Consider the following 10,493-nt stretch of genomic DNA (forward strand, 5'->3'; position numbering starts at 1 on the left):
CCTGAGGCGCCTCAGGCGGCATCCATGTGGAGCCTTGAAATCAGTTCATTGACCTCGAGCACCGTCTGGCGATGGGGAATGTCGGCTTGCAATGGCATCATCAGCAAGCCCGACTGGAAATCGAAGCGCCCCCTGCCGTGGATGTAAATCCGCCCCTTGAAGAAGGTTTTGACATGTTTTGCCACCATCAGTGGCAGGTACTTCTTGAACACTCTCATCGTTTGCAACCTCTTGAAGTTGTATCCGTATGACAGCAGCTTATGCGAAATAATTCCGTTAAATTTATATAAAAAACCGGAAAATTCGACTCTCTCTTCCCCAAAAAACCAAACTGTAACTTATTATTAACTTTTACCGTATTGTATGCGGTCCTTCCAGCCAGAGCAAGACTCCTTTGCCATCTTGCCATTCGATGCAGGCCAGCCCGGACGTCGCGAACATGGGGGCCCCTGCCGCCGGGCAGAGACTCTGGACCAGATACCCCACCAGCGGCAGGTGGCTGACCATAAGGATGTTGTCATGCTCCGCCGCCAGCTCCGTGAGGTAGCTTGCCACGAAAGCCGGATCCCCGTAGGGGGTGATGTCGCCGCTCTCCTCGACCTTGAGGGCCTTGGGCAACACGGGGGCGATGGCCTGCCAGGTCTGTCTGGCACGCAGATAGTTGCTGTGGATCACCAGGTTCAGGGAGCCTGCCAATTGGGGAGCCAGCCAGCCCGCCATGTGGATGGACTCTTCGATGCCTTGCTCGGTCAGTGGACGCTGTTCATCAGTCTTTGCGTTCATGCCAGCCTGGCCATGACGCATGATGTAGATTTTCATTACAACCTCGCCCAGGGGGCCTGTTTAAATAGCGGGGGGATCTTACCCCGCCATGCCGGGGGAAACAATTGCGCCACCTCTCAGAAAAGGGTTTGCCTCGCAAGATAGCGGGGTCGATAATCATGTTTAAATTCAAATAAATTCACCGCGAGCCCCTCCCCAATGAGCCCATATGCCAGTCCCAATGACCATCGGCGGTATCACTATCTGGAGCTGGCAAATCGGCTCAGGGTCTTGCTGATCTGTGATCCCGAGACCGACAAATCCGCCGCCTCCCTGGCGGTGAATACCGGCCACTTCGACGATCCTGCCGATCGCCAGGGCATGGCCCATTTCCTCGAGCATATGCTGTTTCTCGGTACCCGCACCTACCCCAAACCCGGTGAGTACCAGCAATTCATGAGCCGTCACGGGGGCAGCAACAACGCCTGGACCGGTACCGAGTTCACCAACTTCTTCTTCGACATCGACAACGGCTTCTTCGAGGCGGGGCTCGACCGGTTCTCCCAGTTCTTCATCTGCCCCACCTTTGCACCGGAGTGGGTCGACAAGGAGCGCAACGCGGTGGACTCCGAGTACCGCCTCAAGCTGCAGGACGACGTGCGCCGCAGCTACCAGGTGCACAAGGAGACGGTCAATCCGGACCACCCCTTCTCCAAATTCTCGGTGGGCAACCTCGACACCCTGGCGGATCTCCCCGGCCGGGATCTGCGTTCGGATCTCATTGCGTTCTACGAAACCCACTACAGTGCGGATCGCATGGCGCTGGTCATGCTTTCACCGGCACCCATCGAGACCCAGCTGGCCTGGTGTGATCGCTTCTTTGGTGCCATTCCGGATCGCCGCCTCGGCCCTCCGGTACTGAGCCATCCTCTCTATCGGCTCGATGATCTCGGCATTCGCATCCAGCTGACCCCGGTCAAGGAGACCCGCAAGCTGGCGCTGACCTTCCCGCTGCCGTGCGTGGATGAGTATTACGACAAAAAACCCCTCACCTTCCTGAGCCACCTCATCGGCTATGAGGGGGAAGGCAGCCTGCTCTCCCTGCTCAAGGGGCGGGGCTGGGTCAATCAGCTCGCCGCCGGCGGCGGCATCAGCGGCGCCAACTTCAAGGACTTTGGCGTGAGCTTTGGCCTCACCCCCCTTGGGCTTGAGCATGTAGACGAGATCATCGCCGCCCTGTTTGGCTATCTGAAGCTCATCGAGCGGGGCGGGGTGCAGGCCTGGCGCTATGAGGAGAAGCGCAGCGTGCTGGAATCCGCCTTCCGCTTCCAGGAGCGGGGCCGGGCCCTCGACACCGTCTCCGGCCTCGTGCTCAACCTGTTCAGCTACGGGCCGGACGATCTGCTCTACGGCGACTACATGATGCGCGAGTTCGATGAGCCGCTGATCCGGCGCTTCCTCGCCAAGCTGACCCCCCACAACCTGCGGGTGACCATCCAGGCCCCGGAAGCGAGCACGGATCGCCTCGCCCGCTGGTACCAGACACCCTACAGCGTCCAGAGCATCAGCGAGGCCGAGAAGATCCGCTGGCAGCAGAGTGAACCGGATCCCGCCCTGCACCTGCCGGCGCCCAACCCCTTCATCAGCACCCGCCTCGACGCCCGTCTGCCGGCGCTGCCCGCCGACATGCCGTCCTGCCTCATCGACAGGCCCGGTTTCCGGCTCTGGCACCTGCATGAGCATCAGTTCAGCGTGCCCAAGGGCAGCCTTTATATCTCCGTCGACAGCGAACATGCGGTCAAGAGCCCGCGTCACATCGCCATGGCGCGTCTGGCCGTGGAACTGCTCACGGATCACCTCAACGCCCTCACCTACCCGGCGGAGCTCGCGGGCCTTGGCTACCAGATTTATGCCCATCAGGGGGGCTTTACCATCAACCTCAGCGGCTTTGCCGACAAGCAACCGCTGCTGCTCGACATGATCCTCGGCAACCGCACCCTGGGGTATCCGGATCCGGCCCGCTTTAGCGAGATCAAGGAGCAGCTTATCCGCAACTGGGAGAACCAGTCCAAGACCCGCCCCATCTCCCAGTTGTTCAACCAGCTCACCAGTTTGCTGCAACCCAACAACCCGCCCTTCGAGCAGCTGTTGCGCCACCTGCGCACCGTCGAACTCGGGGAGATGCCCGGCTTCGTCTCCGAGCTCTTTGCCAGGGTGCATCTGGAGGCCCTGGTACACGGAGACTGGACGGCCGCCGAGGCCCTCGAACTCGCGGCCCTGCTGGAGCGCCACCTCGGTGCCAACAGCCAGCCCAGCGCCGAGACCCGCCGCCCCCTCATCTCCATCCAGGACAGAGGCACCCTCATTCGCGAGCAGGGGTGCGATCACGAGGACTCGGCGCTGCTGGTCTACTACCAGTCCCGCACCACCCGGGCGCGGGATCTCGCCTGCTTTACCCTGGCGAACCACATCATGTCCTCTACCTTCTTTCACGAGCTGCGCACCCGCCAGCAACTGGGGTATGTGGTGGGCGCCGGCAACCTGCCTCTCAATCGCCATCCGGGGCTGATCTTCTATATCCAGTCGCCGGTGGCGGGACCGCAGATCCTGCTCGATGCGGTGGAGGAGTTTATCGACCTCTTCCCGCTCGCCATGCTCGAATTTACCGAGCAACAGTGGCAAGAGAGCAAGGCGGGGCTGCAAGCCCAGTTGAGCGAGCGGGATGCCAACCTGCGCAGCCGCGGCCAGCGGCTCTGGGTCAGCATCGGCAACAAGGATCTGGGGTTTGATCAGCGGGAACGGGTCTGCGACGAGGTGGGCAAGTTGAGCCGCGCCGATCTGGTGCGCTTTATCACCCAGCTGCGATCGCGCACCTCCGATCGGCTGATCCTCTGCAGCTATGGTCAGGGGCACGAACATGACGAGCGGATCACCGGCCAGTTTATCGACGATCCACGGGCATTTCGGCTCAACGCCGCCACCTTCGAAGGCTGACCTCCCCTGTTGGCAACGCGCAGGCAATAAAAAGCCGACCCTGTGGGGTCGGCTGGAAAAACCATAATCAATTGCGACCAGAGCCGCCAAAAGTGAACATGAGCGTGAAAATCAGACACTGGGTTGATGTTCGACCGGCGTTCAAACCAGAGCTCATCGGTCGGCACCAGCAGTGATTGAGAAACAGCCTCATCTTAGGCATTTCCCTGATTTTCCACGTTGATCTATGTCAAAGGAGGTAAAACAAGCGCCACTTCCCTCGTTGGCAGCGGCCTCGCGCCCTCCTCAGCCCCGGCGGATAAGCCGGTAAGCCACCTCGTCGAAATAGGAGAGCTGCCCCGAGAGCACCCTGGGGTGATCCAGCTCAGCCCCCCGGCCCAGCACCTCGACACCAAAGTCGCGCTCAAACAGGGTGCGCACCTCCATCTCCCCCACCGAGAACGGCGGCTGTAGCTGCTGCTCGGGCTGATACTCGAGGGTCACCAGCAACACCTGCCCTCCCGCCTCCACCAGGCGGCTCATCAGGGCGGCATACTGGCGGCGCATGGCGCCCGGCAAGGCGATGAGGGCCGCCCTGTCATAGACCAGGCGATAACGCTGACCAAGCTCCGGAGCGGCGAAGAAGTCCCCCTGATAGATGCGCAGATCCTCGTGCCGGTGGCACTGATAGGGACCCACCTCGCTTCTCTCTGCACTCAGGTTGTTCTCGTCAAAAAACTGGGTAATGGCGAGCTCGGAGAGCTCGAAGCCATCCACCGGATGCCCCTGCTCACGCAGCCAGAGCATGTCCCGGGACTTGCCGCAAAGGGGCACCAGCACGGGGTCGCTCCCTTGCTGGGCCGACCACCAGGATTGCAGCCAGCGGTTGAAATCTGCCTGATGAAAGCCAATCCGGTTCTCTTTCCACTTCTGGTGCCAAAATGCCGCTTCCATCATCTTCCTCTCGTCATCTGCAATGGTGCATCACTATCACAACTTCACCGAAGTGGCGCAAGCCCCATGATCCCGCCCCTGTGCAAGAGAACGCCCACGATGGGCAGGCCTCAGGCCACGACCCCAGGCAGGCTTGTCGCCATCGCTGCCAGCCGGGTCAGGATCTGCGCGAAGGTGGGTCGCCGGGAAGGCACCTCAAAGCCGCACTCTCTGGCCAGTCGATGAAGGGGGTCAAGGTCGGCGTCGCCCCCATTACAGCGCGCCAGCAGCTCGGCCAGCAGGCAGCCAAAGGCCCGCACTTCCAGGCGCTCCAGCCGCCCGGCCAGCACCTCATCGGCGCGGTCGTAACAGGAGGCGGCACCAAAGTCCCCGAGCAGCACCCGGCCCGGCGCCTCCTGCGACGAGTGAGGCATCGCGGGCTGCAAGGAGTACAGCAGGTTGTGTGCGTAGAGATCGCCGTGGAGGATGCCCCGCTCGTGCAGGTGCCGGGCGGCCGCAGCCACCCCCTGCACCATGGCCATCACCTGGGCCGGGGTGAAGTTCAGATCCTCCCCATAGACATCCCGGGTGCAGGAGTCCAGGCTCGGGGGGCCCGCCAGGGTGGCGAAGGCGGGGTCTATCAGGGGCATCACCAGTGCCGGGATGCCGGAGGGATGATCGCTCACTCTCCCCATCACACCGACCAGGTTTGGATGACGACCGGCGGCCAGGGACGCAGTCATCTCGCTCAGGGGCAAGCCATCGCTGGTGACGGCCCCCTTGAAGAGCTTGACCGCCACCGCCCCGGGCCCTTCGGCACCCGCCCACTCGGCGCGATAGATGACGCCGGATGCTCCCTCCCCGAGCACATCCCCCAGTGAGAGCGCCTGCCAGGGGATCTCGGTAGTGAGCTCCGATGTGCCGTTCAGACACGCCTGCTCATCACAGAATGGGTTGCCCGCAAAGGCCAGCCAGGACAGACGCGGCATCGAGGGCAGCCAGCTCGGCAGCGCTGGCAGGCGGTTGGCGGCGATGCGCAAAAGCTCCAAACGGTGGCAACCGGCAAGCGTCTCGGGAAGCTCATGTAGCCGGTTGCCAGAGAGCATCAGCTTTTGCAGGGCGTCGCACTGCCCCAGCTCGTCCGGCAGTCGTTCAATGGCATTGTCGGTCAGGATCATCCAGCGCAATCTGGCGGGCAGGGAGGCGGCCGGGACGGTCGCGATGCGGTTGGCCTTGAAGCCCACCATGGTGAGCGCTGGGCAGCGCCCCAGCACCTCGGGCAGTTCGGTGAAGTTGTTCTCGGAGCAGAAGAGGATGCGCAGCTTCTTGCATTCGGCCAGCGTGTCAGGCAACTCGCTCAGCTGGTTGCCGGTGAGATCCAGCACCTCCAGGGTCTCCTTGAGGCTCAGGATCTCGGGAGGGAACACCGCGAGGTTTTCAGCAAGTTTGAGGTGGCGGGCGCCGCAGAGTTCGCCTGCGCGAAGCTGTTCCAGGGTATGCATGGGATCGTCTCTATCAACATTCGGGCTTGCGGTGGCTCACTGCGGGGCACTCCCCCCAGACCACAAAGGAGGGGCATTATAGGGAATGACGGCCAAAGATGGCCGATTTTCTTGCAACGCCTTCTCTTGCAAAGGCCCCCCATCGCCACATTCCCGCTCTCCGTTGCCATGAACCATCCCGGTCGCGCTTGGGTGGTTGAACATTTGGTTGGCGCCATATAGTATGGCGCCATACAAAGTCATTCGAGACTCACTATCATGATCACGTTGGAACAGAAACACCTCGCCCTGCTCGAGGATGCAGAGCGCCGCGGACACGCGGACACCCAAAACATACGCGTCTGCTTTGAGGTGTTGACCCTCGCCGCTGCCATCGATCAGGCGTGCGCGGCGCGCCTGGCCCCTCACCGCCTCTCCGAAGGCAAGTTCGTGCTGCTGTTTTTGCTGCGCGACCTGCCACAAGGGCTGGCCCCCCACGAGCTTGCCGACAAGGCGGGGGTCACACGGGCCACCATCACCGGCCTGCTCGACGGGCTGCAACGGGACGGCCTGCTGGCTCGCCACAGCGACAGCCAGGACAGGCGAAAGATCTCGGTGCGCCTGACAGAGCAGGGCCAGGCCCTGGCGCAGCACCTGCTCGATGAGCACAGCCAGTGGATAGGCTCCCTGTTTGCCGGGTTCGATCAGGCAGAGCGAGAGACCCTGAGTACCCTGCTCAAGCGGGCCTGGCTCAACGTCATCTCATCCCGGGCAGGCTGCACAGAGGCCGCCACAGAGGAGCACCCATGACACGCAGCCGCATCACGGATATCGCCCCCTCGCGCCTCGCCCAGCTCAACCGGGGAGAGATAGAGGCAAGCAACCTGACCGAATGCCTGGCGGTGGATTTTGCCGCCCTGATGCAGTGCACCCTGCCTTCGCTCGAGCCCCAGGCGCTGGCGTCGATGCACGCCGCATCCGGGGAGGGCATTACCCGGCGCATGGCCCTGGCCGCCAGGCTGCTCCTGACCGAGAACGGCATGAGGGATCTTGCGGCGCTCAGCCGTCATCCCTCCGATACCGTGCGGGGCTGGGCCTGTTTCATGGTGGGCGCGAGCGAGGGGCTGTCGCTCAGCGACCGCCTGGCCCTCATTCGCCCCCTCGCCGATGACCTGCACTTTGGGGTGCGCGAGTGGGCCTGGCTCGCAATGCGAACGACCATTGCTGCGCAGCTGGAGGTGGCCATTGCCGCCCTGGTGCCCTGGACGGCGGAGCCGTCCGAGCGACTGCGACGCTTTGCCAGCGAAGCGACCCGGCCCCGCGGCGTCTGGTGTACCCATCTTGCGTCCCTGCGACAAGCACCGGAGCAGGCCCTGATGCTGCTCGAGCCCCTCAAGGCCGATCCCGCCCCCTATGTGCAGGACTCCGTTGCCAACTGGCTGAACGATGCGAGCAAAGACAGGCCACAGTGGGTCACTGACCTCTGCGCGCGCTGGTCTCGCGAAAGCCCCAGTCCCGCGACAATCCGGATTTGTCAACACGCCTTGCGCACCTTGCGCAAGGGCCAACTCCCGAAGGAACCCCTATGACCCACTATCTGGCAGAGCTCTACACCCCCACTCCCGCCTGGCTGGCACTGAGCCAGACGGCCCGTCAGCAGTTCTTCGAGGCCATTGGCACAGGCATGGCCAACCTCGCCGCCCTCGGGGTGGAGCCCATCGCCCTGGGCGAGACCGATGCTACCACCCTCCATGGTGCGCCCCACCCCTTCTTCGCCATCTGGCGCGGGCCGGATGCCGCAGCCATCGAGGCCCTCGTCCAGGGAATAGCCGCATCGGGCTGGCACGACTACTTCGAGACGGTCAACGCCACCGGCGCCGGTGTCTCCCTGGGCGAGCACCTTGCACAGTTGGCCGCCCTGCCCTGCGCCGCCACATCCAGCCCCGCCCAGGCCTGATAACCCCTAAAAGAGCGTTACCCCACCAGGCTTTGCGTCAGTGCCGCCGACACCGGTGGCACTGTTTTCCATACCCTGCCCTTGCAAACCTAGGTCACCACCACCTGGGAAAGCGGCGCCACAGCCCCGCTCCCTTCCCACTCCCTTCATAAAACGCGGATATCTCCTGATGCCGTGATGAGCCATCGCCGATGGCACAAGTGAGCAAGATCCGGGTCGTCGTGACAAAGGTTCGCCGCCATAGTGCTTTCAAACCAACAGTGCTTTCGACCCCCCCCAAAGCTTTGAACCAAAGGAGGGTTGAACCAAAGGAGGTTTGAACCAGGAGGGGGTTGAACCCATCCACTTGTCTGCCAACCCTGCATGAGCGTCGCCACCTGGCGCCATGTACATCTCGCGAGGGAACTGCCATGTCATTACTGTCCAACAAGGTCGCCATCATCACGGGAGCCAGCTCCGGTATTGGTCGCGCCAGCGCCATCCTGTTTGCCCGGGAAGGAGCCAGCGTCGTCGTCGGCGCCCGCCGCCAGCCCGAGCTGGATGCGCTGGTGGAGGAGATCCGCCATGAGGGGGGGCAGGCGGTGAGCCTGGCGGGAGATGTGAAAAGCGAAACCTATGCCCGCGCCCTGGTGGATCTCGCACTGACCCGTTTCGGCGGACTCGATATCGCCTTCAACAACGCCGGCACCACGGGGACACCGGGCAGCGTGCCGGGGCTTGAACTCGCGCAGTGGCAAGAGACCCTGGATACCAACCTCACCAGCGCCTTTGTGGGGGCCAAGTACCAGATCCCCGCCATGCAGGCACGCGGGGGCGGCTCGCTTATCTTTACCTCCACCTTCGTCGGCCATACCCTGGGGCTGCCCGGCATGGCGGCCTATGCCGCGAGCAAGGCAGGCCTCATCGGCCTGACCCAGGTGCTGGCCGCCGAATATGGGGCACAAGGGGTGCGGGTCAACGCCCTGCTGCCGGGGGGCACCGACACCCCCATGGGGCGGGCCTTTACCGATACACCGGAGAGTCTCGCCTTTGTGCAACAACTCCACGCCCTCAAACGGCTGGCCCAACCGGAGGAGATCGCCCGCTCGGCCCTCTATCTGGCGTCCGATGCATCCAGCTTTACCACCGGCATTGCTCTGCTGGCCGATGGTGGGGTATCTATTTGTCGCACATGACCTTGTCGCCCCAAGATCCTGCGACCGCAACCTTATCGTGAGAGCGCCTTATGTCTGATTACGCCCGCATCGCCGATGCCATCCGTTTTATCGCAAGCCAGGTGGCGCACCAGCCCACCCTGGACGAGATAGCGGCGCACGTGCACTTAAGCCCCTTTCACTTCCAGCGGCTGTTCAGCCGCTGGGCCGGGGTGACGCCCAAACGCTATTTGCAGGTGCTGACCCTGGAGCGGGCCAAGGCGCTGCTGCAGGAGTCTCGCCCGCTGCTGGAGGTGGCCGATACCCTGGGCCTTAGCAGCGGCTCGCGGCTCTACGATCACTTCGTACAGCTCGAAGCGGTGACGCCGGGCGAATACAAGCAGCGCGGGGCCGGTCTGGTTATCGAGCACGGGGTGCACGACACCCCCTTCGGCCAGGCGTTTGTCGCCCTGACCCCACGGGGAATATGCAACTTCTCGTTTCTCGATGAGCAGGCCCCACAAACGCCGCTGAGTGCCCTCGCCCAGCGTTGGCCTGAGGCAGAACTGCGAGAAGCGCCATCACGCACCCAGGGGGTCATCCACACCATGTTCGATGGCAGCAAGGCGCCGGATCGCCCCATCTCCTTGCACGTGAGCGGCACCAACTTCCAGATCAGCGTCTGGCGGGCGCTGCTGCAGATCCCGCCCGCCAAGGTGGTGAGCTACGCCCAGGTGGCGAGCGCCGTTGGCAACCCCAAGGCCGCCCGCGCCGTGGGGCTGGCGGTGGGTGCCAACCCCGTCGCCTTGATGATCCCCTGCCACAGAGTCATCCAGCAAAACGGCAGGCTCGGCGGCTATCACTGGGGCGAGACCCGCAAACAGGCGATACACGCCTGGGAAGCGGCAAGGTATGAGTGAACTCGGCCTTTTCTGCCCGGCCTGATGAGGAGAACAGGAATCTTGGTAGTGAGTCAGCAGACAATCCGACTGCGCCAGGGAAGGTGCGAACAAGTCCCTGATATGAGATCATGTTTGTCATCTGGAGCCATGGAGCAGGGTTCATCATGAGTCATCAACTTACCTTCGCCGACAGTGAATTCAGCAGTAAGCACCGTCAGACCAGAAAAGAGATTTTCTTGTCCCGCATGGAGCAGATCCTGCCATGGCAAAACATGGTGGAAGTCATCGAGCCGTTTTATCCCAAGGCTGGTAATGGCCGGCGACCTTATCCGCTGGAAACCATGCTACGCAT

General features: G+C 62.8%; 10 protein-coding genes and 1 pseudogene. 7 read left to right on the top strand and 4 right to left on the bottom strand.

What is annotated here, in order from left to right:
• Window positions 1-11 precede the first annotated feature (11 nt).
• Entirely contained in the window at window positions 12-218 is a 207-nt protein-coding gene (locus tag AB5Y70_RS09535) for a DUF1107 domain-containing protein (RefSeq protein WP_005324080.1), read from the bottom strand.
• 133 nt (window positions 219-351) lie between these two features.
• Window positions 352-819, bottom strand: a complete 468-nt coding sequence (sixA, locus tag AB5Y70_RS09540) for a phosphohistidine phosphatase SixA (protein ID WP_010674560.1) — start codon at window positions 817-819, stop codon at window positions 352-354.
• A 162-nt stretch (window positions 820-981) separates the two neighbouring features.
• On the opposite strand from sixA, the gene AB5Y70_RS09545 reads away from it, so the two are divergent.
• A complete protein-coding gene (locus AB5Y70_RS09545; protein ID WP_010674559.1) occupies window positions 982-3,756 on the top strand; it encodes an insulinase family protein in 2,775 nt (924 codons plus the stop codon).
• 285 nt (window positions 3,757-4,041) lie between these two features.
• On the opposite strand, the gene AB5Y70_RS09550 is transcribed toward AB5Y70_RS09545, so the two are convergent.
• Complete coding sequence (locus tag AB5Y70_RS09550) at window positions 4,042-4,689, bottom strand: thiopurine S-methyltransferase (RefSeq protein WP_010674558.1); 648 nt, start codon at window positions 4,687-4,689, stop codon at window positions 4,042-4,044.
• 110 nt (window positions 4,690-4,799) lie between these two features.
• A complete protein-coding gene (locus tag AB5Y70_RS09555) occupies window positions 4,800-6,170 on the bottom strand; it encodes a leucine-rich repeat-containing protein kinase family protein (RefSeq protein WP_010674557.1) in 1,371 nt (456 codons plus the stop codon).
• 258 nt (window positions 6,171-6,428) lie between these two features.
• Between AB5Y70_RS09555 and AB5Y70_RS09560 the strand changes: the two genes are divergently transcribed.
• The 6 genes and pseudogenes from AB5Y70_RS09560 to AB5Y70_RS09585 all read left to right on the top strand — a co-directional run.
• A complete protein-coding gene (locus tag AB5Y70_RS09560) occupies window positions 6,429-6,959 on the top strand; it encodes a MarR family winged helix-turn-helix transcriptional regulator (RefSeq protein ID WP_029314450.1) in 531 nt (176 codons plus the stop codon).
• A complete protein-coding gene (locus AB5Y70_RS09565; protein ID WP_010674555.1) occupies window positions 6,956-7,738 on the top strand; it encodes a DNA alkylation repair protein in 783 nt (260 codons plus the stop codon). Before AB5Y70_RS09560 ends, AB5Y70_RS09565 begins: the two co-directional genes overlap by 4 nt.
• Window positions 7,735-8,106 carry a DUF6616 family protein gene (locus tag AB5Y70_RS09570; RefSeq protein ID WP_010674554.1) on the top strand — a complete coding sequence of 124 codons (372 nt, stop codon included), beginning with the start codon at window positions 7,735-7,737 and terminating at the stop codon, window positions 8,104-8,106. Before AB5Y70_RS09565 ends, AB5Y70_RS09570 begins: the two co-directional genes overlap by 4 nt.
• Window positions 8,107-8,516: 410 nt before the next feature.
• Window positions 8,517-9,281, top strand: a complete 765-nt coding sequence (locus AB5Y70_RS09575) for an SDR family oxidoreductase (protein WP_010674553.1) — start codon at window positions 8,517-8,519, stop codon at window positions 9,279-9,281.
• Between the two features lie 50 nt (window positions 9,282-9,331).
• Window positions 9,332-10,159, top strand: a complete 828-nt coding sequence (locus tag AB5Y70_RS09580) for a bifunctional transcriptional activator/DNA repair enzyme AdaA (RefSeq protein WP_010674552.1) — start codon at window positions 9,332-9,334, stop codon at window positions 10,157-10,159.
• A gap of 146 nt (window positions 10,160-10,305) precedes the next feature.
• Window positions 10,306-10,493 (top strand): annotated as a pseudogene (locus AB5Y70_RS09585) (IS5/IS1182 family transposase); the annotation flags it as partial.

Origin of the sequence: Aeromonas sp. s1(2024), from assembly GCF_040908005.1 — a bacterium.
Classification (GTDB): Bacteria; Pseudomonadota; Gammaproteobacteria; order Enterobacterales; family Aeromonadaceae; genus Aeromonas; species Aeromonas caviae.

Coding starts and splice junctions, on each gene's coding strand:
- AB5Y70_RS09535 (WP_005324080.1), bottom strand. CDS start 218: ATGAGAGTGTTCAAGAAGTACCTGCCACTGATGGTGGCAAAACATGTC.
- sixA (WP_010674560.1), bottom strand. CDS start 819: ATGAAAATCTACATCATGCGTCATGGCCAGGCTGGCATGAACGCAAAG.
- AB5Y70_RS09545 (WP_010674559.1), top strand. CDS start 982: ATGAGCCCATATGCCAGTCCCAATGACCATCGGCGGTATCACTATCTG.
- AB5Y70_RS09550 (WP_010674558.1), bottom strand. CDS start 4,689: ATGGAAGCGGCATTTTGGCACCAGAAGTGGAAAGAGAACCGGATTGGC.
- AB5Y70_RS09555 (WP_010674557.1), bottom strand. CDS start 6,170: ATGCATACCCTGGAACAGCTTCGCGCAGGCGAACTCTGCGGCGCCCGC.
- AB5Y70_RS09560 (WP_029314450.1), top strand. CDS start 6,429: ATGATCACGTTGGAACAGAAACACCTCGCCCTGCTCGAGGATGCAGAG.
- AB5Y70_RS09565 (WP_010674555.1), top strand. CDS start 6,956: ATGACACGCAGCCGCATCACGGATATCGCCCCCTCGCGCCTCGCCCAG.
- AB5Y70_RS09570 (WP_010674554.1), top strand. CDS start 7,735: ATGACCCACTATCTGGCAGAGCTCTACACCCCCACTCCCGCCTGGCTG.
- AB5Y70_RS09575 (WP_010674553.1), top strand. CDS start 8,517: ATGTCATTACTGTCCAACAAGGTCGCCATCATCACGGGAGCCAGCTCC.
- AB5Y70_RS09580 (WP_010674552.1), top strand. CDS start 9,332: ATGTCTGATTACGCCCGCATCGCCGATGCCATCCGTTTTATCGCAAGC.